At 69.6% G+C, this 25,119-nt stretch carries 23 protein-coding genes; 3 read left to right on the top strand and 20 right to left on the bottom strand.

The features are described 5' to 3' along the window. Positions 1–19: 19 nt before the first annotated feature. The 14 genes from MRBLWO14_RS17980 to MRBLWO14_RS17915 form a co-directional block, all read right to left on the bottom strand. Positions 20–2,947, bottom strand: coding sequence for a DEAD/DEAH box helicase (locus MRBLWO14_RS17980; protein WP_341934417.1), 2,928 nt, complete (start codon positions 2,945–2,947; stop codon positions 20–22). 63 nt (positions 2,948–3,010) lie between these two features. Continuing rightward, positions 3,011–3,421 carry a transcription antitermination factor NusB gene (gene nusB, locus MRBLWO14_RS17975; protein ID WP_096716109.1) on the bottom strand — a complete coding sequence of 137 codons (411 nt, stop codon included), beginning with the start codon at positions 3,419–3,421 and terminating at the stop codon, positions 3,011–3,013. Positions 3,422–3,424: 3 nt separating this feature from the next. Then, on the bottom strand, positions 3,425–3,985 hold the full coding sequence (efp, locus tag MRBLWO14_RS17970) for an elongation factor P (RefSeq protein WP_091233358.1): 561 nt from the start codon (positions 3,983–3,985) through the stop codon (positions 3,425–3,427). Between the two features lie 75 nt (positions 3,986–4,060). Next, positions 4,061–4,498: a type II 3-dehydroquinate dehydratase gene (gene aroQ, locus MRBLWO14_RS17965; protein WP_341934416.1), complete on the bottom strand. Its 438-nt coding sequence runs from the start codon at positions 4,496–4,498 to the stop codon at positions 4,061–4,063. Further along, positions 4,495–5,583: a 3-dehydroquinate synthase gene (gene aroB / locus MRBLWO14_RS17960; protein WP_341934415.1), complete on the bottom strand. Its 1,089-nt coding sequence runs from the start codon at positions 5,581–5,583 to the stop codon at positions 4,495–4,497. The genes aroQ and aroB overlap by 4 nt, the downstream gene beginning before the upstream one ends. Beyond that, a complete protein-coding gene (locus MRBLWO14_RS17955) occupies positions 5,580–6,098 on the bottom strand; it encodes a shikimate kinase (RefSeq protein ID WP_341934414.1) in 519 nt (172 codons plus the stop codon). Before MRBLWO14_RS17955 ends, aroB begins: the two co-directional genes overlap by 4 nt. Beyond that, positions 6,082–7,311, bottom strand: a complete 1,230-nt coding sequence (aroC, locus tag MRBLWO14_RS17950; RefSeq protein ID WP_341934413.1) for a chorismate synthase — start codon at positions 7,309–7,311, stop codon at positions 6,082–6,084. Before aroC ends, MRBLWO14_RS17955 begins: the two co-directional genes overlap by 17 nt. Before the next feature lie 48 nt (positions 7,312–7,359). Then, positions 7,360–8,175: a shikimate dehydrogenase gene (locus MRBLWO14_RS17945; protein WP_341934412.1), complete on the bottom strand. Its 816-nt coding sequence runs from the start codon at positions 8,173–8,175 to the stop codon at positions 7,360–7,362. Then, positions 8,172–9,740 carry an endolytic transglycosylase MltG gene (mltG, locus tag MRBLWO14_RS17940; protein WP_341934411.1) on the bottom strand — a complete coding sequence of 523 codons (1,569 nt, stop codon included), beginning with the start codon at positions 9,738–9,740 and terminating at the stop codon, positions 8,172–8,174. The genes MRBLWO14_RS17945 and mltG overlap by 4 nt, the downstream gene beginning before the upstream one ends. A 2-nt stretch (positions 9,741–9,742) precedes the next feature. Beyond that, positions 9,743–10,216: a Holliday junction resolvase RuvX gene (gene ruvX / locus MRBLWO14_RS17935; RefSeq protein WP_341934410.1), complete on the bottom strand. Its 474-nt coding sequence runs from the start codon at positions 10,214–10,216 to the stop codon at positions 9,743–9,745. Continuing rightward, positions 10,213–12,873 carry an alanine--tRNA ligase gene (gene alaS / locus MRBLWO14_RS17930; protein WP_341934409.1) on the bottom strand — a complete coding sequence of 887 codons (2,661 nt, stop codon included), beginning with the start codon at positions 12,871–12,873 and terminating at the stop codon, positions 10,213–10,215. The genes ruvX and alaS overlap by 4 nt, the downstream gene beginning before the upstream one ends. A gap of 73 nt (positions 12,874–12,946) precedes the next feature. Continuing rightward, positions 12,947–13,135 (bottom strand): hypothetical protein, encoded by a 189-nt coding sequence (locus MRBLWO14_RS17925; RefSeq protein WP_096716118.1) that lies wholly within the window; start codon positions 13,133–13,135, stop codon positions 12,947–12,949. Between the two features lie 116 nt (positions 13,136–13,251). Beyond that, entirely contained in the window at positions 13,252–13,881 is a 630-nt protein-coding gene (rpsD, locus tag MRBLWO14_RS17920; protein WP_096716119.1) for a 30S ribosomal protein S4, read from the bottom strand. A 160-nt stretch (positions 13,882–14,041) separates the two neighbouring features. Then, a complete protein-coding gene (locus MRBLWO14_RS17915; RefSeq protein WP_341934408.1) occupies positions 14,042–15,415 on the bottom strand; it encodes a replication-associated recombination protein A in 1,374 nt (457 codons plus the stop codon). Positions 15,416–15,524: 109 nt separating this feature from the next. On the opposite strand from MRBLWO14_RS17915, the gene MRBLWO14_RS17910 reads away from it, so the two are divergent. From MRBLWO14_RS17910 to MRBLWO14_RS17900, 3 genes are all read left to right on the top strand, one after another. Further along, positions 15,525–15,848, top strand: a complete 324-nt coding sequence (locus MRBLWO14_RS17910) for a hypothetical protein (RefSeq protein ID WP_341934407.1) — start codon at positions 15,525–15,527, stop codon at positions 15,846–15,848. 91 nt (positions 15,849–15,939) lie between these two features. Continuing rightward, on the top strand, positions 15,940–17,292 hold the full coding sequence (locus tag MRBLWO14_RS17905) for a DUF349 domain-containing protein (RefSeq protein ID WP_341934406.1): 1,353 nt from the start codon (positions 15,940–15,942) through the stop codon (positions 17,290–17,292). Positions 17,293–17,353: 61 nt separating this feature from the next. Beyond that, the gene (locus MRBLWO14_RS17900; protein WP_341934405.1) at positions 17,354–17,905 is read left to right on the top strand and encodes a hypothetical protein; all 552 of its coding nucleotides are present in this window, start codon (positions 17,354–17,356) and stop codon (positions 17,903–17,905) included. Here the strand turns inward: MRBLWO14_RS17900 and MRBLWO14_RS17895 are convergent. From MRBLWO14_RS17895 to ruvA, 6 genes are all read right to left on the bottom strand, one after another. Further along, the gene (locus MRBLWO14_RS17895; RefSeq protein ID WP_341934404.1) at positions 17,892–20,141 is read right to left on the bottom strand and encodes a bifunctional (p)ppGpp synthetase/guanosine-3',5'-bis(diphosphate) 3'-pyrophosphohydrolase; all 2,250 of its coding nucleotides are present in this window, start codon (positions 20,139–20,141) and stop codon (positions 17,892–17,894) included. The genes MRBLWO14_RS17900 and MRBLWO14_RS17895 overlap by 14 nt on opposite strands. Positions 20,142–20,209: 68 nt before the next feature. Next, positions 20,210–21,199, bottom strand: a complete 990-nt coding sequence (gene secF, locus MRBLWO14_RS17890) for a protein translocase subunit SecF (RefSeq protein WP_341934403.1) — start codon at positions 21,197–21,199, stop codon at positions 20,210–20,212. Then, positions 21,199–22,929, bottom strand: coding sequence for a protein translocase subunit SecD (gene secD, locus MRBLWO14_RS17885; protein WP_341934402.1), 1,731 nt, complete (start codon positions 22,927–22,929; stop codon positions 21,199–21,201). Before secD ends, secF begins: the two co-directional genes overlap by 1 nt. Before the next feature lie 52 nt (positions 22,930–22,981). Then, entirely contained in the window at positions 22,982–23,416 is a 435-nt protein-coding gene (locus MRBLWO14_RS17880; protein WP_341934401.1) for a preprotein translocase subunit YajC, read from the bottom strand. 73 nt (positions 23,417–23,489) lie between these two features. Then, positions 23,490–24,515, bottom strand: coding sequence for a Holliday junction branch migration DNA helicase RuvB (gene ruvB / locus MRBLWO14_RS17875; RefSeq protein WP_341934400.1), 1,026 nt, complete (start codon positions 24,513–24,515; stop codon positions 23,490–23,492). Beyond that, positions 24,508–25,113 carry a Holliday junction branch migration protein RuvA gene (gene ruvA / locus MRBLWO14_RS17870; RefSeq protein WP_341934399.1) on the bottom strand — a complete coding sequence of 202 codons (606 nt, stop codon included), beginning with the start codon at positions 25,111–25,113 and terminating at the stop codon, positions 24,508–24,510. The genes ruvB and ruvA overlap by 8 nt, the downstream gene beginning before the upstream one ends. Positions 25,114–25,119 lie beyond the last annotated feature (6 nt).

Here is a 25,119-nt window from a genome sequence, read left to right as displayed (position 1 = left end):
GGTGACCGGCCGGGAGAAATCACCCGGCGTCGAAGAGACCGCGGATGTCGTCGGCCGTGAGTGTCTGCGCGAACAGCTCGTCGTCGTCGAGGACCGCCGTGAAGAGGCGCGCCTTGCGCCGCTGCAGGTCGAGCACCTTCTCCTCGATCGTGCCCGCCGCGATCATCCGGTACACCATCACCTGCTCGGTCTGTCCGATGCGGTGGGTGCGGTCTATCGCCTGCTCCTCGGCCGCCGGGTTCCACCACGGGTCGAGCAGGAAGACGTAGTCGGCCTGCGTGAGGGTGATCCCGAATCCTCCGGCCTTGAGACTGATGAGGAACACGGGCTGCTCCCCCGCGGCGAAACCGTCGACGACCTCCTGCCGTCTCCTGGTCGACCCGTCGAGCCGGGCGAACGGCACGGACTCCTTCTCCAGTCGTTCCGCCGCCATGTCGAGGAAGGACGTGAACTGGCTGAACACCAGCGCGCGGTGCCCTTCGGCCTGCAGCTCGGCGACGCGTTCGAGGAGCACGTCGAGCTTGCGCGAGCCGACACCCGCGTCGCTCGCGTCGATCAATCCGGGGGCGAGGCTCAGCATGCGCAGGAGGGTGAGCGAACGGAAGACGATGAAGCGGTTCCGATCGAGATCCTGCAGCAGACCGAGAACCTTCTGCCGCTCGCGCTGAAGCACGACGTCGTAGACCGCCCGGTGGGCAGGGCTCAGCTCGATCTCGAGCACCTGCTCCTGCTTCGGTGGCAGCTCGGGGGCGACGGACTCCTTGGTGCGACGCAGCACGAGCGGGCGGATCCGACGCCGCAGCTGTTCCAGTCGACGACGCCGGTACTGACCTCCCTCGGCGTTCTCCGGCACCTTCCCCTGCTCGATCGGCTGGATGTACCGCTCGCGGAACGCCCTGGCCGACGCGAACAGTCCAGGAGCCGTCAGCGCGAGCAGCGCCCAGAGCTCCGACAGGCTGTTCTCCAGAGGAGTCCCCGTGACGGCGTACGTCACTTCGGCGGGGAATCCGGCGACGGCGCGGTGCAGTCTCGTGGCCGGATTCTTCACGAACTGGGCCTCGTCGAGCACCAGGGCGGCCCACTCGACGGCGCTGAAATCCCGCTCGTCGAGCCGGGCCACCGCGTACGACGTCACGACGAGATCCGCCGTCGACGCGATCTCGTCGAGTCGCATGCCACCGCGCGTCGCCGACGTCGCCTCGACCACGGCGACCCGAAGTCCCGGGGCGAAGCGCCTCGCCTCGGAGCGCCAGGCCCCGACCACCGAGGTCGGCGCGATCACGAGGAACGGGCGCACCTCCCCGGCATCCCGCGCGTGCTGCGCGAGCGCGAGCATCTGCAGAGTCTTGCCGAGGCCCATGTCATCCGCGAGGATCCCGCCGAGGCGATGCGCCCACAGGAATGCGAGCCACTCGAAGCCCTGCTGCTGATACGGGCGGAGCCCGACGGTCAGCGACGCGGGAGCCGGCACGTGCGGCACGCCCTCCGCGCCGCGGAGAGCGTCGGCGGTCGCCCGCCATGTGACCGCGGGGATAGCCTCATCGGCGAGATCCTCGAAGTCCTCCCAGAGGGCGAGCTGGTGCCGGTTGATCCGCGGACCCGTCTCCCACTCGTCCAGCTCGCCCGCCTCGTCGATGAGATCGCGCAGGCGACCGAGCGCAGGATGCGCGAGCGAGAAATAGCTGCCGTCGACGAGCAGCAGCTTCTTCCGCCCCTTACTCAGCGCGGAGAACAGCGGTTCGAATGGGATGCTGCGCCCGTCGATGCGCACGATCACGCCGAGGTCGAACCAGTCCGCATCCGTCGACTCGACCGTGGTGACGGTGATCTCCGGCTCTCCGCTCAATTCGTTGTAGGTCTTGCGGCGCCCCGTGGACTCCGTGCGCACGCCGATCGCCTCCAGCGCGGGAACGACATGGGTCGCGAACTCCGCCGCGTCGACGTCGTGCAGCGTGCCGCCTCCGTCGAACGGGATCCCGGAGGCCGTCGGCCACGCCGTCTCGATCGCCGTCAGGAGCGCGCGCTCAGCCACGGCGTCCCGCACCGCGTCGGCGGAGCTCGAGAGCGGAAAGCGACCGAACCCGGGGTATTCCCAGCCGAGGGAGAAGCGGATGCTGTCGCCCCGGAGGTGGTCGACCGAGAGCACGGCGACCGGAGCGGGCAGCGAGGGCGGCGTGAAGCCGCCCTCACCGCGAAGGGCCACGGTGCGGGCGAGAAGGGGGTAGGCGTCGCGGAGGAAGGCGCTCTCCTCCCCCTCCGGCACGACAACGGACCCGGCCACTCCGAGCAGCGGCAGCACCGAGGGCGCGAGCGCCACGCCGCCGAGGCGCAGTCGCATCCTGGTCCCCTCGACGGATGCCGCGTACACGCCGGTGCGCCCGATCGCCCTCGTGTCGGCGGCCGGGACGGCGACGTCGTCGAAAGAGACCTGCGCTCGCAGGTGGAGGGCGCCGTCGTCGCCGCGACGCAGACCGCCGGTCACGACCGCGCGCTCGGCGAGCTCGACTGTGACGTCCTTCCGCGTCGAGACGAGCGCCACGCCGTGCTCGTCCGCCGCCCGCAGATGGGGCCAGAGGAGCGGCGACTCGACATGATCGAGGATGAGCCACTCCCCCGACGCCCCGGAGAGCAGGGAGTCGCGGGAGATGTTCAGCAGATCCGCGAACCAGCGTGAGGCGATGGCCGGGAACTGCGAGCCGGGGCGTCGGACGGCATCCCACGACGCCTGTCCCTGGATCCACGCCCCCGTGGCCTCGCTGCGTACGAGCGGGCGCACGCCGAGCAGGATCTCCCCCTCGCGCTTGGCGACGTCGCGCGGGCTCGCCGCTCGCTGCGGACGTGCCGACCACGAGCCGCGCGCGTCGCGCAGACGCAGCTCGACACCGAGCGCGAGCGGGGTGTCGCCGTCACGGACCTTCGCCGGGAGCAGAGACCGCCAGTCGTTCATCTGGTCATCGTCTCCCGGACCACCGACAGCGACGCCGCGGTGCCGCGGTGCCGCGACGGCAGCTCAGGCCGCTCGGGCCACCCGCGCGAGCACGCCGTGCACGAACGCGCCCGAATCGTCGGTCGAGAACTCCTTGGCGAGCTCGACCGCCTCGTCGATCGCGACGGCCGTCGGCACCTCGTCGTTGAAGAGGATCTCCCAGACGCCGATCCGCAGCAGGGCCCGGTCGACCGCGGGCATCCGCTCCAACTTCCAGTCGCGGCTGTGGGTGGTGATGTGTTCGTCGATCTCGTCGCGGTGGTCGATGATGCCGTCGACCACCTCGCGGGCGTACAGCCAGGAGGCCTCGCGAGCGGGCTCGCTGGCAGCGCGCGACGCCTCGGCGGCGAGGGTGACCGCCAGGTCGTCGCCGCGGACGTCGGACGAGAACAGGATGTCGAGTGCGCGCTTGCGCGCCTTCGTGCGGGCGCTCACGCCTTACTTCTCGCGGCCGAGGTAGTCGCCCGTGCGGGTGTCGACCTTGACCTTCGTGCCCGCCTCGACGAACAGCGGGACCTGGATCTCGTAGCCGGTCTCGAGCGTCGCGGGCTTCGTGCCGGCCGACGAGCGGTCGCCCTGCAGACCGGGCTCGGTGTAGGTGATCTCGAGGATGACCGACGCGGGGAGGTCGATGTACAGCGGGTTGCCGTTGTTGAGCGCGATCGTCACCTGCTGGTTCTCGAGCAGGAAGTTCTTCGCGTCGCCGACCGTCGGAGCGCCGACCGTGATCTGATCGAAGTCGGTCTGGTCCATGAAGACGTAGCCGTCGCCGTCGGTGTACAGGTAGGTGAAGTCGCGGCGGTCGACGTTCTCGATCTCGATCTTCGCGCCGGCGTTGTAGGTGCGGTCGACGACCTTGCCGGAGACGACGTTCTTCAGCTTGGTGCGCACGAACGCACCGCCCTTGCCGGGCTTCACGTGCTGGAACTCGATGACGCTCCAGAGCTGTCCATCGATGCTGAGGACGACGCCGTTCTTGATGTCTGCGGTAGATGCCATGCGCGGAAGTTCCGTTTCGTGAGTCCGTGGGGCCGCTCTCATCCGGGTGGAGACCGGGGCGGCCGACAGTCGATTCTACGGGATGAGCGCGGCGAGCTGTCGCACGGCGGTCTCGTAGCCCGAGACGCCCTCCCCGATCACGCGCACGGCCGCCACGTCATCGAGGTACGAGTGGTGGCGGAACTCCTCGCGGGCGTAGACGTCCGAGATGTGCACCTCGGCGAACGGGAGAGCCACCCCGGTGAGGGCGTCTCGCAGCGACACCGAGGTGTGCGTGAGGCCACCGGGGTTGATGACGATCGCCGCGCAGTCCTCCCGCGCGGCGTGGATCGCGTCGATCAGGACGCCCTCGTGATTGCTCTGGATCGCGCGGAGCTCGAACCCGCGCGAGGCCGCGGCGTCGGTCGTGAGGGCGACGACGTCGGCGAGCGTCGCGGTGCCGTAGAGCTCCGGTTCCCTGGTTCCGAGAAGATTGAGGTTCGGACCGTTGACGAGGAGGATCCGCCGCGTCACGCCCCCACCTCCTGGTACGCCGCGAACAGCAGCGACTCGTCGGGTGCCTGGAGCACGGTGGGCTTCGCGATGTCGTCGAGCAGGATGAAGCGCAGCATGCCGCCCCGGCTCTTCTTGTCGCGCTGCATCGTCGCGAGCAGCTGCGGCCACGCGCCGGCGCGGTACGAGGTGGGCAGACCGAGGGATTCGAGGACCGACCGGTGGCGCTCTGCCGCGGCGTCGGGGAGGCGCCCCGCGAGGCGGGAGAGCTCGGCGGCGTACAGCATCCCGACCGAGATGGCGGCGCCGTGCCGCCAGCGGTAGCGCTCCGCGTGCTCGATCGCGTGACCGAGCGTGTGACCGTAGTTCAGGATCTCCCTCTGACCGGCCTCGCGGAAGTCGTCGGAGACGACCTCCGCCTTCATGCCGATGGCCAGCTCGACCGCGCGGCGGAACTCGTCCGTCGTGGTGTCGACGGCGCGCTGCGGGTCGGCCTCGATGATGTCGAGGATCTCCGGGGCCCAGATGAACCCGGCCTTCACGACCTCCGCGTAGCCCGCGGTCGCCTCGTTCGGGCTCAGGCTGCCGAGTTCGTCGAGGTCTCCGATCACCGCACGCGGTGCCCAGAACGCGCCGACGAGGTTCTTGCCCTCGGCGGTGTTGATCCCGGTCTTGCCGCCTACGGCGGCATCGACCAGCCCGAGCACCGTCGTCGGGACCTGCACGACCTGCACGCCGCGCAGCCATGTCGCGGCGACGAAGCCGGCGAGGTCGGTCACGGCGCCGCCGCCGTACCCGATCACGGCATCCGTCCGTGTGAAGTCGGCCTGCCCCATCACCTGCCAGCAGAACGCCGCGACCTCGATGCGCTTGCCCTGCTCCGCGTCCGGCACCTCGGCGAGGAGCACTTCGCGCTGGCCGTTCGCCGTGTCGGCGAGCAATCGGTCACGCAGCTCGGCGGCGCGGGCGGCCAGCGTCGGCGGATGCACGACGAGCACCTTGCGCACTCCGGGATCCAGCGCCCCCGACACCCGGTCGAGGATGCCGCGGCCGATCGCGATGTCGTACGGGGTCTCCCCCGTCACGCTGATGGTCGTGGTGCTCATTCCAGTCCTCTCCTCCACGCGGCGATCTCCTCCGCGATCCGCTGCATCGGTCGACGCGACGTGTCGACCGTGACCGATGCCACTTCTTCGTACCAGCCCCGGCGCTCCTCGAAGATGCGAGTCCACGCGGTCACGGGGTCGTCTCCCGCGAGAAGCGGTCGCCCTCCCCCGCCGATCCGATGCACGACCGCCTCGGGCGCGACGGTCAGGAACACGACGGGGTGCTCGGCGAGCAGGGCCCGTGTGTCCGCGTCCGTGACAGCTCCTCCGCCCAGGGAGATCACGCCGCCCTCGGCCAGCGCCGCGGCGACCGCCTCCCGCTCGAGCTCGCGGAACCGCGACTCCCCGAACTCGGCGAAGATCTTCGGGATCGGACCGTGCGCGCTGACGACCCGCTTGTCGGTGTCGACGAAGGGGACACCGAGTCGGCGTGCCACCCGACGACCCACACTGGTCTTGCCGGCGGCCATCGGGCCGACCAGCACCAGCGTCAGCGGGTCAGCCTCGCTCGTCATGCGCGATGAGCGCCGCCTCGGAGGCCGGAGCCGTGCGCAGCTCGGCCGGGATGGCGTCGAGGTACGACTCGAGGTTGCGCCGGGTCTCGCCGACGCTGTCGCCGCCGAACTTCTCGAGCACGGCACGGGCGAGTTCGATCGCGACCATGGCCTCCGCGACCACGCCGGCTGCGGGGACCGCGCACACGTCGGAGCGCTGGTGGTGCGCCGTGGCGTCCTCACCGGTCGCGACGTCGATCGTGCGCAGCGCGTGCGGCACGGTGGCGATCGGCTTCATCCCAGCGCGGACGCGCAGGACGGTACCCGTCGACATCCCTCCCTCGGTGCCGCCTGCGCGGTCGGAACCGCGTGTGATGCCGTCGCCCGTCGCGAACAGCTCGTCATGGGCGGCCGAGCCGCGGCGGCGGGTCGTCTCGAAGCCGTCGCCGACCTCGACCCCCTTGATCGCCTGGATGCTCATGAGCGCCTGCGCCAGACGTGCGTCGAGGCGGCGGTCCCAGTGCACGTGCGATCCGAGCCCCGGCGGCAGGCCGTACGCGAGCACCTCGACGATGCCGCCCAGCGTGTCGCCGTCCTTCTTCGCGTCGTCGACCTCGGCGACCATGCGTGCGGAGGTCTCGGCGTCGAAGCAGCGCAGCGGATCGGCGTCCAGAGCCTCGACGTCGTCTGGCGTGGGCAGCTCGGCGTCCTCCGGCACCCGCACGGGGCCGATCGACAGGGTGTGACTGACGAGACGGATGCCGAGCTCGCCGAGGAACGACCGCGCGACCGCTCCGAGTGCCACGCGGGCTGCCGTCTCCCGGGCGCTGGCACGCTCCAGGATCGGTCGGGCCTCGTCGAAGTCGTACTTCTGCATGCCGACGAGGTCGGCGTGACCCGGCCGCGGGCGGGTGAGCGGGGCGCTCCGTCCCCGCGACCGGTCGGTGAGCTCGATGGGCTCGGGGTTCATGACCTCGATCCACTTCGGCCACTCGGTGTTGCCGATGCGCAGGGCGATCGGGCTGCCGAGCGTCTTGCCGTGCCGCACGCCGCCCGAGATGGAGAGCTCGTCCTGCTCGAACTTCATGCGCGATCCCCGGCCATAGCCGAGCTTCCGTCGCGCCAGGTCGGCCTGAATGGCCTCGGACGACACCGGAACACCCGAGGGCAGTCCCTCCATGACGGCAATGAGTTCTGGGCCGTGCGATTCGCCGGCCGTGAGCACGCGGAGCATTGCTCTAGTCTCCCATGAGCCGCGACCCCGCTCGTGCCCCGTGTCGTCCTAAGACCGCAGAACCCCGCGCATCGCCTCGACCATGCTCTCTTCGTCGGGCAGGGCGCGGTCCTGATCGCCGTGGTGGAAGATGCGGATCTGACGCACGGCCTGGTGCAACAGCATCCCGAGACCCGAGATCGATCGACCAGGCCATCGCGCGGCGAGGGTGGACGGCCACGGCGCGTACGCGACGTCGAACAGCACGCCGCCGTTCTCGCCGAGCCGTGCGACCACGCGCTCGTCGAGCGACGTCCCGCTGGGCAGCGTGGCGATCGTCACGGACACAGGCTCGGCCGGCACGTCGAAGGTCTGCACGGAGCCGGTGAGCCCCAGACGCACGGCAAGAGCGAGCAGCCCCTCGGCGCGGCGCGGTCGACGTGCGCGCACGTCGACCCGTCGCGCGCCCATCTCGGCGACGGCCACGAGAGCGGATGCCGCCGTCGCGCCGGCCCCGAGGATCCGAACCGAGTCGACGTCCGCGACGCCGTCCTCACCCAGTGCGTCGATGATCCCGCCCACATCGGTGTTGAAGCCCTGCGGCCCGTCGGCGAGGAGCAGGGTGTTCACGGCGCCCGTGAGGTCGGCGTGCCGGTCGCGGATCACCGCCGCCCGGTGCGCCTGCTCCTTCAAGGGCATCGTGAGCGAGAGGCCCCGCCAGGAGTCGTCGAGAGACGCCAGCGCATCGCCGAACGCGACCTCGTCGACCCGGCGCCTGGTGTACTCCCAGTCCAGGCCGAGTGCGCGGTAGGCCGCGCTGTGCAGCTGCGGGGAGCGGGAGTGCGCGATCGGGTCGCCCCAGACAGCGAGGTTCGACCGGGTCATCCCGCCGAGCATCCTCCGTCGGGGTTCTCCTGGCACCACTTCTCCCACTTCTCCACGCCCTGGAGGTGCTCCTCGTAGGTTTCCGAGAACTGCGTCTCACCGGTCGCGAGGTTGATGGTGACGAAGTAGAGCCATGGCCCCTCGGCCGGGCTCATCGCCGCCTTGATGGCCGCGTCGCTCGGGCTCGCGATCGGTGTCACGGGAAGCCCGACGTTGACGTAGGTGTTCCACGGGTTCGGATCAGCGAGCGCCTCGGCGGAGCTCGACACGACGCCCTCATGCAGCGAGCCGTAGCCGTACTGCGCCGTCGAGTCCATCTGCAGCTTCATGTCGATGTCGAGACGGTTCTGGATCACGCGAGACACCTTCGCGAAGTCTGCCGTGGCTCCCTCGCGCTGGATGATGGAGGCGATCGTGAGGATGCGCTGGGCATCCTCCGCCGGCACGCCCGCCGCGTTCAGCGACTCCCACGTGCGGTCCACCATGCGCTGAATGACCTGCTGGGCCGTGACGCCGGGGTCGAACGTGTAGACGGCGGGGAACAACCAGCCCTCGAGGCTCTGCGCGTCGACGCCGTAGGCGGCCGGCCCGAGGTCGATGGCCGCCTGGAAGTCCTCCACCGGCATCCCCAGCGACTCCGCGATCGTCGGGAGCGACGACTCGATGGTCGCCCCCTCGGACACGCTCGCCGAGTTCTCCCTCTTGTTCTCCGGGTTCTGGAGGGCCTCGAGCGCTGCTTCCGCGGTCATCTTCTCCTGCAGGCTGTAGATGCCCGGGTAGAACGTGACCGCGATGTTCTCGTCGACGAGGTAGTTGTAGAAGACGTCCTCGGTTCGGGTGACGCCCGCGTCGAACAGCGACTTGGAGACCGGGCCTCCCGTGTCACCCTCCTTGATCGTGACGAGCACCTCGCCGGTGGCCTGACCGGCCTCCCAGTCGTCGGGCTCGCCCCATCCCATCGCGTCGCTGATCTTGTCGCCGTAGGTGTTCCACGCCCACACGCCGCCGGCGACGATGCCGCCGATCACGACGAGCACGATGATGAGCGCCACGAGACACCCGGTGCGGCGCTTCTTGTTGGGGGCGGCGGGCCTGTCGTGGTCTCGAGAGTCGTCGTGGAAGAGGTCGTCGAGGCTGCCGCTGCGAGCCGGCGTCTCCGTCGCGAGGTCATCGGAACGCGGAGACCCTGCGGCGTGTGCCGGCTCTGCGGATCGCGCGGGCTCGGCAGCCCGGGCACTGCTCGACGTCGCGTCCGGCTCCCCCGATGCGGCGGGCATGGCTGGCGTGGTCGACGCCGTTACCGGAACAGCGCGCGTCGGTGTGCCTGCCTCCTCATGACCGACGGGAGACGCGTGCGCCCCGTCGTCGGCGGGGCCGGCGGATGGCTCGTCGAGCCTGGCGCCCGAACGCGTCGCGGCCTCGCGCGCCGCACGACGCGAGCCCGGGGCCGGCGGGGTGTTGTCCACCGTCGGGCTCTGCTGCGTGGGGTCGGGGAGGTTCTCGAACAGGTCACCCAGGCGGGCGTCCGGATCGTGCTGAGGGGAGGCACTCTCACGTTCGGGCATTGTCAGGGGGACTCCTCGTCGAGCGGAATCGTGGCTCCGGGCGGGTTTCCGGTGCTCTTCTCCGTGTCTATCGCCTGCTGCAGCAGCACCACGGCGGCGACCTGATCCACAATGCTACGAGAATTCTTCTGGGTTCTGCCCGAAGATCTCAGGGCGGCGTGTGCCGTCACCGTGCTCAGTCTCTCGTCGACCAGGCGGATCGGCAGGCCGAGACGGTCCGCCAGGGCCGCCGCGAAGTCGCGCGCGTCCGTGGTGGAAGCGGTGTCGGCGCCCTGCAGGTTCACCGGCAGACCCACGACCACTTCGAGGGGTTCGTGCTCCGCGACGATCTCCGAGATCCGAGCGATCGACGCGTCGTCCCGCGTGACCGTCTCGACGGGCACAGCGAGCATGCCGTCGGGGTCGCACCTCGCGACGCCGATCCGTGCGCGACCGACGTCGATCCCGATCCGCACACCGCGCCGGAAGCCGGTCACGCTGCCTGCAGCTCCTGCGAGACGGCCTCGAGCGCCGCACCGAGCGCTGCGGCGTCGGTGCCTCCGCCCTGCGCGACGTCGTCGCGTCCGCCTCCGCCACCGCCGAGCACCGATGCGGCGCGCTTCGCCAGGGCACCCGCCTTGGCACCGGCGGAGCGGGCGGCGTCGTTCGTGGCGACCACGACGACCGGCCGACCGTTCACCACTCCGCCGAGCGCGACGACCGCGGCATCGGAGCCGAGTCGGTCGCGCACACCGAGGACGATGTCGCGCAGGTCGTCCGCCGAGGCGAGCTCGCCGAGCGACTGCGCAGCGAGGCGGAAGGATCCGACGCGCGTCGCGGCGTCGGCGATCGCGGGCACCTGACCGGCGCGCTCCTTCGCCTCGAACTGGGCGATGCGCTTCTCGGCGGCCTTGAGGCTCGACGACAGGTCGGCGACGCGCTCGACGAGCTGGTCGCGCGGTGCCTTCAACGACGCGGTGAGCTGCGACACGAGAGCACGCTCGGCGGCGAGCTCGCGGAAGGCGTCCTGTCCGACGAGTGCCTCGATGCGGCGGTTGGAGGCGCCGACCGACGACTCCCCCACCAGGCTCACGAGACCGATCTCGGAACTGCTCGCGACATGCGTGCCTGCGCAGAGCTCACGCGACCAGGGACCGCCGATGTCGACCATCCGCACGACGTCGCCGTACTTCTCGCCGAACAGCGCCATGGCGCCGGCTTCCTTCGCCTCGTCCAGCGTGACGATGCGCGTGGTGACCTCGAGCGCGTCGTGGACGGCGCGGTTCGTGATCTCCTCGATCTCGGTCTTGGTGTCGGCGGACAGCGCCTGCGACCAGGAGAAGTCGAAGCGCATGTACCCGGCTCGGTTCAGCGAGCCGGCCTGAGTGGCCGTCGGGCCCAGGGTGTCGCGCAGCGCGGCGTGCACCAGGTGCGTCGCCGAGTGCGCCTGCCTGGCCGCGCGTCGGTTCGCTGCGTCCACGATCGTCGTCGCGGTGTCGTCGACCGACACGGATCCGCGGGTCACCTCGACCGTGTGGCTGATCAGACCCGGTACGGGCTTCTGCACGTCGAGGACCTCGAGCTCGTACCCGGGGCCGACGATCACGCCCTTGTCGGCCACCTGACCGCCCGACTCCGCGTACAGCGTCGTCTCGGCGAGCACGACCTCGGCGATCTGGCCCTCGGAGGCGCTGCGGACGACCTGGCCGTCGACGAGGATGCCCAGCACGCGCGAGTCGACCTCGAGCTCGGAGTAGCCGTCGAAGCCGGTCTCGCCCAGCGCCCGGAGGTCGCGGTAGACCGAGACGTCGGCGAGCTGACGCTTGCGGTTGCGGGCGTCGGCCTTGGCGCGGTCGCGCTGCTCCTTCATGAGCGAGTCGAAAGCCGCACGGTCGACCTCGAGCCCTGCTTCCTCGGCGACCTCGAGCGTCAGGTCGATCGGGAAACCGTACGTGTCGTGCAGCAGGAACGCCTCGCGACCGCTGAGCGCGCTGCCGCCGCCCTTCTTCGTCTCGTCGAGCGCGAGATCGAGGATGGTCGATCCCTGCGCGAGGGTGCGCCGGAAGGTCTCCTCCTCGGCGAATGCCGCGGCGGAGAGCGTCGACCAGTCGGACTCGAGCACCGGGTACGCCGTCTTCATGGCGTCGCGCGACGCGGCGAACAGCTCGGGGAACGACGGGGCGTCGACACCCAGCAGCCGCATCGCGCGGACCGTGCGGCGCATCAGGCGGCGCAGGATGTAGCCGCGCCCCTCGTTCGAGGGACGGACGCCGTCGGACAGCAGCATGAGCGACGAACGCACGTGATCGGCGACCACACGGAACCGCACATCGTCCTCGTGCGCCGCCCCATAGCGTCGACCGGACAGCTCGACCGCGCGGTCGAGCACCGGACGCACCTGGTCGGTCTCGTACATGTTCTCGACGCCCTGCTTGAGGAAGGCGACGCGCTCGAGGCCCATGCCGGTGTCGATGTTCTTCATCGGCAGCTCGCCGACGATGTCGAACTCCGTCTTGCCGCGGATGTTCTCGATGAAGTCCTGCATGAACACGAGGTTCCAGATCTCCAGGAACCGGGTGTCGTCGGCGGCCGGACCGCCGTCCTTGCCGTATGAGGGTCCGCGGTCGAAGAAGATCTCGGAGTCGGGGCCGCCCGGACCCGGCTGACCCGTGTTCCAGTAGTTGTCGGCGCGTCCCAGGCGCTGGATGCGCTCGGGCTTCAGACCGATGATGTCGCGCCAGATGGACTCCGCCTCGTCGTCGGTCTCGTAGACGGTGACCCAGAGGTCCTTCTCATCGAAGCCCAGACCGCCGTCGGACTCGGAGCTGGTGAGCAGCTCCCAGGCGTAGCGGATCGCCCCCTCCTTGAAGTAGTCGCCGAACGACCAGTTGCCCAGCATCTGGAAGAACGTGCCGTGCCGGGCCGTGCGACCGACCTCTTCGATGTCGTTCGTGCGGATGCACTTCTGCAGGTCGGCGATGCGCGGGTGCGGCGCGGGAACGACGCCCGTGAGATACGGGATCATCGGCACCATGCCGGCGACGGTGAACAGCAGCGACGGGTCGTCGCTGACGAGCGACGAGGACGGGACGATGAGGTGGTCGTTCTTCTCGAAGTAGTCGAGGTAGCGCTGCGCGATCTCCGCAGTGTTCATGGGTGTGCCGGGTGTCCTTGCGTACGGGATGGGGGATGCGGGCAGGCGGATGGCGCGTCGAGGCGCCGCCCGCTCAGTCGTCTGCGGGGTCGGTGAGTCGCGCCTGCTGCTCGCGGTAGGCGTCGCCGATGATCGTCGTGAACTCGTTGATCCGGGCGTCGACCTCGGCGAGGATGTCGTGCCCGCGCGGGTCCTTGTTCATGAAATGCGCCGCGACGAAGCCGCCGATCACGCCGATCAGGAACCACAGCACGTTCTTCATGTCGTCATCCTCGTGTCAGACCCGCGGAGGCGCGGTCTCTCCATCGTATGCGGAAACGGCAGAAGGCGCCGGGTGACCCCGACGCCTTCTGCTGTGTTGCGGATCCTGTGTGGGGATCAGCGAGCTGCGTAGTACTCGACGACGAGCTGCACTTCACAGGTCACGGGGACCTCGGCGCGCTTCGGGCGACGGACCAGGCGAGCCTGCAGCTTGTCGAGCTCGACCTCGAGGTAGCCCGGAACGGGAGGCAGGACCTCGGCGTGACCGCCGGCGGCTGCGACCTGGAAGGGCTCGGTGCCCTCGCTCTTGGCCTTGACGTGGATGAGCTGACCCGGCTTCACACGGAACGACGGGCGGTCGACGAGCTGACCGTCGACGAGGATGTGACGGTGCACGACGAGCTGGCGAGCCTGCGCGGTGGTGCGGGCGAAGCCCGAACGCAGCACGAGGGCGTCGAGACGCATCTCGAGGAGCTCGACGAGGTTCTCACCGGTCAGGCCGTCCTGACGACGCGCCTCGTTGAAGGTGTTGCGCATCTGCTTCTCGCGGATGCCGTACTGCTCGCGAAGACGCTGCTTCTCGCGCAGGCGGACGGCGTAGTCGCTGTCTGCCTTGCGCTTGGTGCGGCCGTGCTCGCCGGGAGCGTAGGGACGCTTCTCGAGGTAGCGGGCGGCCTTCGGGGTGAGGGCCACGCCGAGGGCGCGGCTGAGACGGACCTTGCGGCGGTCCTGGGACTTCGTGGTCACGAAGCTGTCCTTCCGATGACGCGGTCGCGGCTTTCGCGACTCGCGGACGTATCGCCGCGTTCTGCCTCGGAGCGCACGCCGGGGCGCTGTCGAGGTGTGGTGTGAACGAGGAGATGCCCGAAAACTCGGTTTCGAGCCGCTCGATCTTATCAGATCCGACTCAACGCCCGTCGAGGATGCGCCGGATCCGCTCCAGTCGCGCGGAGATGTCGCGCTCGGCGCCGAGGTTCTTCGGCTCGTAGTAGCGACGACCGCGCAGCTCGTCGGGGAGGTACTGCTGCGGGAGGATGCCGAACTCGCTGTCGTGCGGATAGACGTAGCCGCGTCCGTGACCCAGGCGCTTCGCACCCGGGTAGTGCGCGTCGCGGAGGTGCAGCGGCACCCGCCCGAAGCCTCCGGCGCGGATATCGGCGATCGCGGCATCGATGCCCGAGTAGGCGGCGTTCGACTTCGCGGTCGTCGCGAGATAGACGGTGGCCTCCGCCAGCGGGATCCGCCCCTCCGGCATACCGATGAACGCCACGGCATCCGCCGCCGCGACGGCGATCGAGAGCGCCTGCGGATCGGCGAGACCGACGTCTTCCGACGCGGAGATCACGAGCCTCCTGGCGATGAAACGCGGATCCTCCCCCGCCTCGATCATCCGGGCGAGGTAGTGGAGGGCGGCGTCGGGGTCGGAGCCGCGGATCGACTTGATGAAGGCGCTGATGACGTCGTAGTGCTCATCGCCCTGACGGTCGTAGCGGAGCAGGGCCTTGTCGACGGCCTGCGCGACGTCGTCGGCCGTGACCGCCGGGGCAGCCGCAACCTCGTCCCCGGCGTCGGAGTCGTCCTCGGTGCGGGGCGACCCGCTCGCATGCGACAGCGCGACCGCCGCTGCGGCCTCCAGACCCGTCAGCGCACGACGGGCGTCGCCGGAGGCGAGACGGATGAGGGCCGACCGCGCGTCGTCGGCGAGCGTCACGGCGCCGTTCAGACCTCGCGCGTCACCCACCGCCCGATCGACGAGCACGCCGATGTCGTCGTCCGTGAGCGGCTGCAGCGTGAGCAGCAGCGAGCGGGACAGCAGCGGGGAGATGACCGAGAACGACGGGTTCTCGGTGGTCGCGGCGATGAGGATGACCCAGCCGTTCTCGACGCCGGGCAGGAGTGCGTCCTGCTGCGCCTTCGTGAACCGGTGGATCTCGTCGAGGAAGAGGATGGTGGTCTGGCCGTACAGGTCGCGCTGGGTGATCGCCTCCTGCATCACCTCGCGCACGTCCTTCACGCCGGCCGTGATCGCCGAGAGCTCGACGAAACGGCGCCCCGACGAGCGGGCGATGGCCTGCGCGAGGGTGGTCTTCCCTGTGCCGGGTGGGCCCCACAGGATGATCGACACGGCCCCGGGCGACGACGCGGCCGGGTCCGCCAACGCCACGATCGGCGACCCGGCGCGGAGAAGATGCTTCTGACCGGCGACCTCGTCGAGCGACACCGGGCGCATGCGCACGGCGAGGGGCGTCTGCCCGGAGAGCAGAGCGGCGGCGGAGGTCATCGTCCCAGGCTAACGCGGCCCGCCGACACGGTGACCGGCTCGAACGGACCGCGCGGCGGCGATAGGCTCTCAGGCGACGCGCCGTCGCGCGTCGGAGAGGGAGTGGGGCATGGCCGCACGCGGGTCCAGGAACGCACAGCGTGCACGCACCGAAGCGGAGCGCGCACGCCTTCACAACGCCCGACGCGACTGGCACGACCGTCAGATCGCTCGGCGGACGCGCGACAACGTGATCGCCGTCGTCGTGGGTGTCGTCATCGTGGCTGGCGCGATCGTGAGCCAGGTCGTGCACGCGCAGGTGACCGCTCCCGAGCCGACCCCTACCCCTACCCCCAGCCCCGGCGTCGAGCAGACCGAGGACCCCGGCGAGCAGATCCTGCCGAGCGAGACCCCGGTACCCGAGCCGATCCTCACGGAGACCCCGGCCGAGTGAGTCCGGTCGGCCACACGCGCGGACGCCGCGCGTACTAGGCTGAGGCTCGTCCTTTCCGCCTCCCGCGGTACGACCGCGCAAGGAGAATCACGTGTCTGCCAACGAGCCCGCGAAGCCGACTCCCCCCGTTCCCGCTCCCCCGGCGAAGCCCATGCCGCGGAAGCTGCCGACCCCGGCCGCCGCTCCGGTCGCCGCCGCGATCCCGACGCCGTCGACAGACGCCGCCGAGTGGGGTCGGGTCTCCGAAGACGGAACCGTGGAGGTCCGCGAGGGCGACACGTGGCGCGTCGTCGGACAGTACCCCGACGGCACGCCCGACGAGGCGCTGGCCTACTTCGTGCGCAAGTACGACGACATCGCGTTCAAGGTCGTCGCGCTCGAGCAGCGCCACCAGGCCGGCGGCGCTTCGGCAGCCGACCTCGTGAAGCAGGCGAACCACCTGATCGAGGAGGCGACGGATGCCGCCGCGGTCGGCGACCTCGCGGGTCTCCGCGATCGCCTCACCGCGCTGACCTCCTCGCTGTCGGAGGCCACCGCGCAGGAGGCCCAGCAGGCGAAGGAGCTCGTCGAGCAGGCCATCGCCGAGCGCACCGCCCTCGTCGAGCGCGCCGAGGCGATCGCGGCCCGCGACCTCTCCAAGGTGCAGTGGAAGCAGGTCACCGCCGAGCTCACCGAGCTCTTCGAGACGTGGCAGGCACAGCAGCAGTCGGGTCCCCGCCTGTCCAAGGGCATCTCCCAGCAGCTCTGGAAGCGATTCCGCGACGCCCGCTCGACCGTCGACAAGGCGCGCCGCGCGTTCTACTCCGAGCTCGACGATGCGCACAAGACCGCCCGCGACGCGAAGACCCGCCTCGTCGAGCGTGCCGAAGCCCTCGCTCCGCGCGGCGTCGACGGCATCCCCTCGTACCGCTCCCTGCTCGACGAGTGGAAGAACGCGGGACGCGCCGGCCGCAAGGCCGACGACGCACTGTGGGCGCGTTTCAAGGCCGCCGGCGACGCGCTCTACGCCGCGCGCGCCGAGCAGGCTGCGGCCGAGGAGGCCGATTCCGCCCCGAAGATCGAGGCCCGTCAGGCGCTCCTCGAAGAGGCCAAGGCCGTCGCCGATGAGCGCGACATCAAGCGCGCCCGCGCACTGCTCACCCGCATCCAGCGTCAGTGGGACGAGATCGGCCGCATCTTCCCGCGCGACAAGGAGCGCGCGCTCGACGACCGCCTGCGCGTGATCGAGCAGGCGCTCAAGGCCCGCGAGGACGTCGACTGGAAGAAGAACAACCCCGAGACCAAGGCGCGTGCCAACGACATGAGCTCGCAGCTGCTCGAGGCGATCGAGAAGCTCGAGTCCGAGCTCGCCGCCGCCGAGAAGTCCGGCGACAAGAAGGCCGTCAAGGCGGCATCCGAGGCCCTCGAGGCACGTCGCACGTGGCTCAGCGCCCTGGGCGGCTGATCTCTCCACAGATCCCACCGCGCTGACGGAGGAGCGGGATGCACTGCGCCACACTGGCGTGATGCATCCCGCTCTCCTGTATCTGCCCGGCGGACGGCTCAGTCTTCCCGAGCTGTCGGCCGCCCGACTCGACGGCCACCTCGTGGAGCTCGGCGAAGGATACGTGCCGGCGGACCTCGTCGACTCGCCCCAGGCCCGGGCTGCGGCGATCGCCGGCATCGTCCCCCCGAGCACCGCCGCCTGCGGCCCGTCCGCCGCCTGGGTGCATGGAGCGGGTGACCGCCCGCCGGCCCGTCACCACGTGCGACGCGCGGTGCCGCACCGCCTGCGGCTGGATCTGCCGCCGCGCATCGTGCTGCACGACACCGCACTCCCGCAGGGAGATGTCGTGCAGCTCGGCGGCATCCTCGTCATGAGTCCGGTACGCACGATGGTCGATCTGGCGCTGGGTCTGCACAGGGACCCGACCCGACGCCAGTGGATCGACCTCCTCGCCGACACGGACCCCGGGCTGCTCGACCGGGCCGCGACGACGATAGACGCGATGCAGCGCATGCCCGGGGCGAGAGTCGCCAGGGCCGCGCTGCAGCGTGCGATCGTCAGGACGAGGTGACGCGGTACACGTCGTACACCGCGTCGATGCGGCGGACCGCGTTGAGGACCCGGTCGAGGTGCACGGCGTCGCCCATCTCGAAGACGAAGCGGCTGAGAGCGAGGCGCTCGTCGGTCGTGCTGACGGTCGCCGAGAGGATGTTGACGTGATGCTCGCTGAGCACGCGGGTGACGTCGGAGAGCAGACCGGAGCGGTCGAGCGCCTCGACCTGGATCTGCACACGGAAGACGCTCTTGGTCGTCGGTGCCCAGGACACGTCGACGAAGCGGTCCTCCTCACTCGACAGCGCCTTGACGTTCACGCAGTCGGCGCGGTGCACGGAGACGCCGCTGCCGCGCGTGACGAAGCCGACGATGTCGTCGCCGGGCACCGGCGTGCAGCACTTGGCGAGCTTCACGAGGATGTCGGCGGCGCCGCGCACGAGCACGCCGGAGTCGCCGCTGCGCGGCTCACGCGACGGCATCGTGCCGGGGAGGTCGATCGGCCCCGTGGCAGGATCGTCGGTGGCGACGAGAGCGGTGACCTTCTCGAGCACCGACTGCGTGGACACATGTCCCTCGCCGACGGCGGCGTAGAGCCCCGAGACGTCCTCGTAGTGCAGCTGGTGCGCGACCTCGGCGAACGAGTCCTGGTTCATGAGGCGCTGCAGCGGCAGGTTCTGTCTGCGCATCGCGCGAGCGATGGCCTCCTTGCCCTGCTCGATGGCCTCTTCGCGACGCTCCTTCGTGAACCAGCCGCGGATCTTGTTCCGGGCTCGCGTGCTCTTGACGAAGCCGAGCCAATCCTGGCTCGGGCCCGCGTCGGGGTTCTTCGAGGTGAACACCTCGACCACGTCGCCGCTCTTGAGCTCCGATTCGAGCGGCACCAGGCGCCCGTTCACCTTCGACCCCATCGTGCGGTGGCCGATCTCGGTGTGGACGGCGTAGGCGAAGTCGACGGGGGTCGCACCCGCCGGCAGCCCGATGACGCGGCCCTTCGGAGTGAAGACGTAGACCTCTTTCGCGCCGATCTCGAAGCGTAACGAGTCGAGGAACTCCCCCGGATCGGCCGTCTCGGCCTGCCAGTCGGAGATGTGGGCGAGCCACGCCATGTCGCGGTCGGCCGCGCGGACCTCGGCCTTGCCGCCGTTCATCCGCTCCTTGTACATCCAGTGCGCGGCGACGCCGTACTCCGCCTGCTGGTGCATCTCGTGCGTACGGATCTGGATCTCGACCGTGCGACCGGAAGGACCGATCACCGTCGTGTGCAGCGACTGGTACAGGTTGAACTTCGGGGTCGCGATGTAGTCCTTGAACCGACCGGGCAGCGGCGTCCACCGCGCATGGATGGCGCCGAGGACCGCATAGCAGTCGCGGACCGAGGACACGAGCACACGGATGCCGATGAGGTCGTAGATGTCGTCGAACTCGCGACCGCGCACGACCATCTTCTGGTACACGGAGTAGAGCTGCTTGGGACGCCCGACCACCTTGCCGCGGATGCGCAGATCGCGCAGGTCCTCGTCGATCTCCTCGACGACCTGGCCGAGATACTTCTCGCGCTGCGGCGTGCGCTGCGCGATGAGGTTGTGGATCTCGTTGTAGATCTTCGGGTGCAGTACCGCGAACGACAGATCCTCGAGTTCGGACTTGATCGCCTGGATTCCGAGTCGGTTCGCCAGGGGCGCGTAGATCTCGAGAGTCTCCTTGGCCTTCTTCGCCGCCTTCTCCGGCGGCACGAAGCCCCAGGTGCGCGCGTTGTGCAGCCGGTCGGCGAGCTTGATGAGGAGGACGCGGATGTCCTTCGACATCGCGACGATCATCTTGCGGACCGTCTCGGCCTGGGCGCTCTCGCCGTACTTGACCTTGTCGAGCTTGGTGACGCCGTCGACGAGCATCGCCACCTCGTCGCCGAACTCGGCGGTGAGGTCGGTCAGGGCATACCCCGTGTCCTCGACCGTGTCGTGCAGCAGCGCAGCAGCGATCGCGCGGGGACCGAGGCCCATCTCGCCGAGGATCTGAGCGACGGCGAGCGGGTGCGTGATGTAGGGCTCACCGCTCTGCCGCTTCTGGCCCTCGTGCTTCTCCTTGGCGACCGCGTACGCCCGCTCGATCACGGCCAGGTCGCCCTTGGGGTGATTCGCGCGGACGGTGCGGATCAGGTTGTCCAGGTCGTTGACCCGGGGCGCACGGGAGAAGATGCGGGGAACCAGTCGCCTCAGGCTCGATCCCTGCGACGTCGTCTGCGGTTCCGCCATCCGCTCACCTCCCCAATCTCACCAGTTTACGCGTGCTCAGCGGGGTGCGGCCCCGCTGAGCGGGACGATCAGACCTCGACGGCCGCGCGCTCGCGCGACTCGCGCACGCGCGCGTCACGAGCCTTGATCTGCGGCTCGTTCTCACGGAACAGCGAGTAGAGCGGAGCGGCGACGAACAGCGTCGAGTACGTCGCGACCAGGATGCCGACGAAGATCGACAGCGAGATGTCGGTGAGCGTCTCGGCGCCGAGCCAGAACGAGCCGATGAAGAGGATCGCGCCGACGGGCAGAGCAGCCACCACGGAGGTGTTGATCGACCGGACGAGCGTCTGGTTGACGGCGAGGTTGACGGACTCCCCGAACAGGCGCGCCGACTTCTCACCGTCCTCCGTGGTGTTCTCGCGGATCTTGTCGAACACGACCGTGGTGTCGTACAGCGAGTACGCGAGGATCGTGAGGAACCCGATCACAGCCGCGGGAGAGATCTCGAACCCGGCCAGCGCGTACACGCCGACGGTGATCACGAGCACATCCAGCAGACCGAGGATGGCCGCGGCGGACATCTTCCACGTGCGGAAGTAGATCGCGAGGATGAGGAAGGTGAGCGCGAGGAAGATCGCGAGGCCCCACAGCGACTGCTTCGTGACGTTCTCGCCCCACGCCGGGCCGATGAACGACGAGGTGACGGCATCCCCGTCGACCTTGTAGGCGTCGGCCAGAGCCGCGGAGACCTGCTGGGTCTCGGCCGCGCTCATCTGGTCGGTCTGGACGCGGATGTCGGAGCCGTTGACGACGACCACCTTGGTGGCCGCCTCAGGGACGACGGACTGCACGGCATCCGTCGCCGTCTGCTGGTCGGTCGTTTCGGGAGCCTGCACCGTGAACTGGGATCCGCCCGTGAACTCGATCGAGAACTGGATGGGACGGATCAGCGGCACGAGGGCCGAGCCCACGACGAGGGCGATCGCGATGATGAACCACAGGCGGCGCTTGCCGACGAACGGGAAGGACGTCTTGCCCGTGTAGAGGTTGTTTCCGAACTCGTTCATGGAAGCCATCACGCGTCCCCCTCACTTCCCGTGCTGGTGCGTTTCTCACCGGCGAGTGCCTCGGCGCGCTTGCGCTCTGCGATGGTCTGACGACGATCGGCCTCCCCGCGCGAACGCGCGTTCTTCGCGTTGCGCCCCGTCGAGGTCGTCGCGACCTCGCGGAACTGCGAACGGCTGCGGTACACGGCGCCCAGGGACTCCGGGTCGAGCCCGGAGAGCTTGTGGCCGCCGCCGAAGAAGCGCGTGCGTGCGAGGATCTGCATCACCGGGTGCGTGAAGATCACGAAGATGAGCACGTCGATGATGGTGGTGAGGCCGAGCGTGAACGCGAAGCCCTTCACGGTCGCATCCGCGAGGATGTACAGCACGACGGCCGCGAGCACGTTGATCGACTTCGAGATGTAGATCGTGCGCTTGGCTCGACCCCATCCGTCCTCGACCGCCGCCGTGATCGACTTGCCGTCTCGCAACTCGTCTCGGATGCGTTCGAAGTAGACGATGAACGAGTCGGCGGTGAATCCGATCGACACGATCAGACCCGCGACGCCGGCCAGCGAGAGGCGGAAGCCGAGACGCCACGCGAGGATGCAGATGACGATGTACGTGAGAACCGCCATCACCGCGATCGACGCGATGATCACCGTACCGAGCGCGCGGTAGGAGAAGAGCGAGTACACCGCGACGAGCGCGAGGCCGATGAGGCCGGCGATGAGGCCGATCTGCAGCTGCTGCGTGCCGAGCGTCGCCGACACCGTGTCGGAGCTCTGCACCTCGAAGCTGAGCGGCAGCGCACCGAACTTCAGCTGGTCGGCGAGTGTGGTCGCGGTCTCCTGCGTGAAGCTGCCCGAGATGCTGGGGCGTCCGTCGAGGATCTGCCCGTTCATGACCGGCGCGCTGATGACGGAGCCGTCGAGCACGAACGCGAACTGGTCGCGCGGCGAGAGGTTGGCGATGCGGTTCTGGTTGAGACGCGTGCTGACCTTGCCGAACGCGTCGGTGCCGTCGGCGTTCATCGTCAGCTGCACGATCCACGCACCGGAGCGCGGGTCACGGCCGGCCTGTGCGTCGGTGATGGCCTGGCCGGTGAGCTCGGTCGGGCCGAGGATGTACTTCGCCTGACCGGTCGGGTCGCACGCGATGAGCGGCTGGTCGGCCGGCTCACGGGACGGGTCGTTCTCCGGGTTCGCGCAGTCGTACGCCTGGAACTCCGCGGCCAGCTTCTCGCTCACCCAGGACAGGTCGCTCGGATCGGTCGGCTCCGCCGTCGGGGTGTCGCTGAGCGAGTCGTCGGGCGTCGGGTACGGCGTCTCGTTTCCGTCCTCGCCGATGAACGTGTTCGTCCCCGCGGTGGTCGCGAGCACGGGCCGGAACTGGAGCTGCGCGCTCGACTGGATGCGCTCGCGCGTCTGGTCGTCGGCCGCACCGGGGATCTGCACCACGATGTTGCGGCCGCCCTCGGTGGTGATGTCGGCCTCGGCGACACCGGACGCGTCCACGCGCTGGCGGATGATGGCCGCGGCCTGGTCGAGCTGCTCGGACGACGGCGCAGCGCCGTCCTCGGTCTCGGCACTGAGGATGATCTGCGTTCCGCCCTGGAGATCGAGCGCGAGCTCAGGAGCCCAGGAGCTCTTCTGGAAGCCGTAGACGCCGATCGCGTTGATGCCGAACAGGACGCCCGTCACCAGAAGGAGTCCGAGGAGGACCCGCCAGGCGTGACGGACCGGGGAGGAAGTGGCCACGTGTGATCAGCTTTCTGAGATGCCGGAGTGCCGAGTGCTGCGGAGAGCGGTCTTACTTGTCGTCGGCGTCCCGCTCGAGACGGCGACGCGTCTCCTCGGGGGTCTCGACGGCGGGAGCGTCGTCGACGACGGGGGTCTCTTCGACGACGGGGGTCTCTTCGACGACGACGGGCGTCTCGTCGCCCACGACGTCGACGCCGTCGGTGAGGTCCTTGGGCTCGACGATGCGGAGGATGGCCTGGCTGTGCACCTCGATGACCGTGCCGGGGGCGATCTCGACGAGCGCGGGCGAGTCGAGGTCGTCGTGGTCGTAGGCGACGATGGTGCCGTAGATGCCGCCCTGCAGGAGCACCTTCACTCCGGGCACCGTCTTGGTCGCCTTCTCCTCCTGCTCCGCCTTCATCTGCTTCTGGCGACGACGGCCGTTCACGAACATGAAGACGACGAGGACGGCGAGGAGGCCGAAGAGGAGGATTTCCATGGGCATGAGGGCAAGCGCCTTTCTCAGGTGCACGCACCAGCCATGGGCGCACAGTTCTATCGGGGGAAGTCTTCAGCGATTATAGGTCATCGAGGCGAAGCACCCCGTCCGGGTGCGCGACGCCGAGATGGGTGTACGCCTCCGGCATCGCGACGCGTCCGCGCGGGGTACGTCCGAGGAAGCCGATCCGCACCAGATAGGGCTCGACCACGCTCTCGACGGTCTCGGCCTCTTCGCCGACCGCGACGGCGAGCGTGCTGAGCCCGACCGGACCTCCGCGGAATCGCCGCACGAGGGCTTCGAGCACGGCACGGTCGAGGCGGTCCAGCCCGATCGGGTCGACGTCGTAGAGCTCCAGCGCCGCGCGCACGTCGGCGAGCGAGGCGGCGCCTCCGCCGTGCACGAGAGCGTAATCCCGCACCCGGCGCAGCAGCCGGTTCGCGATGCGGGGCGTGCCGCGCGAGCGACGGGCGATCTCGGCGAGAGAGTCGCCGGGGAGGTCGACCCCGAGCACCAGCGCCGACCGCGCGATCACCTGCTCCAACTCGGTCTCGTCGTAGAACTCCAGGTGCCCCGTGAACCCGAAGCGGTCGCGCAGCGGATTCGGCAGGAGTCCCGACCGCGTCGTCGCTCCCACGAGAGTGAACGGCGCGAGATCGAGCGGGATGCTCGTGGCCCCGGCGCCCTTGCCGACCATGATGTCGATCCGGAAGTCCTCCATCGCGAGATACAGCATCTCCTCGGCGGAGCGCGCCATGCGGTGGATCTCGTCGATGAAGAGCACCTCGCCCGGAACCAGGCTCGACAGGAGCGCTGCGAGATCGCCGGCGTGCTGGATCGCCGGGCCGCTGGAGAGGCGCAACGGCCTCTCGCTCTCGTGCGCGACGATCATCGCGAGCGTCGTCTTGCCGAGGCCCGGTGGGCCGGCGAGGAGGATGTGGTCCGGCGGGCGACTCTGGATGCGGGCGGCGTCGAGCAGGAGCTGCAGCTGTCCTCTGACCTTCTGCTGTCCGACGAAGTCGCCGAGGCTGGTGGGCCGGAGCGCTCCCTCGATCGCGAGCTCGGTCTCGTCGACCGGCTCCGTCGCATCCCTGGCGTCAGACACGCGCCGGCCCCAACAGCGCGAGCGTGCGCCGCAGCAGCGGGGCGACCGCGGCGCGTTCTGCCTCAGACGCCTCCTCGGCCGTCTGGGCCGCAGCCTCGGCCGCCACCTTCTCGGACCAGCCGAGCCCGACGAGCGCGGCGGTGACCTGCGAGACGACATCCGATCCCGCTCCGGCCGCCGGCTTCGACGCAGGGCCGCTCGGGTGCACCTTGCCCGCGAGCTGCACGACGATGAGCTTGGCGGTCTTCGGGCCGATGCCGGAGACGCGCCGGAACGGTGCGTCGTCCTCCGCCGTCACCGCCTCGGCGATCTGATCGACCGTCAGGTGCGACAGCACGCCCAGCGCGGATTTCGGCCCCACCCCGGTGACGCTGATGAGCAGACCGAAGATCTCCAGCTCGTCACGCTCAGCGAACCCGTACAGCGAGAGCGCATCCTCGCGGACGATCAGACTCGTGTGCAGCTGAAGCCGCTCCCCCACGGTCGCGGTGTGTGCGACATCGGCGGGCACCGCCACCGAGAAGCCGACGCCCCCGACGTCGACGACGACATGATCGGACGACGAGTGCAGCACGGTTCCGTGCAGGGAGGAGATCATCCTCCC

Source organism: Microbacterium sp. LWO14-1.2 (assembly GCF_038397715.1).
Lineage (GTDB): Bacteria > Actinomycetota > Actinomycetes > Actinomycetales > Microbacteriaceae > Microbacterium.
This window is presented reverse-complemented; position numbering and strand designations above follow the sequence as displayed.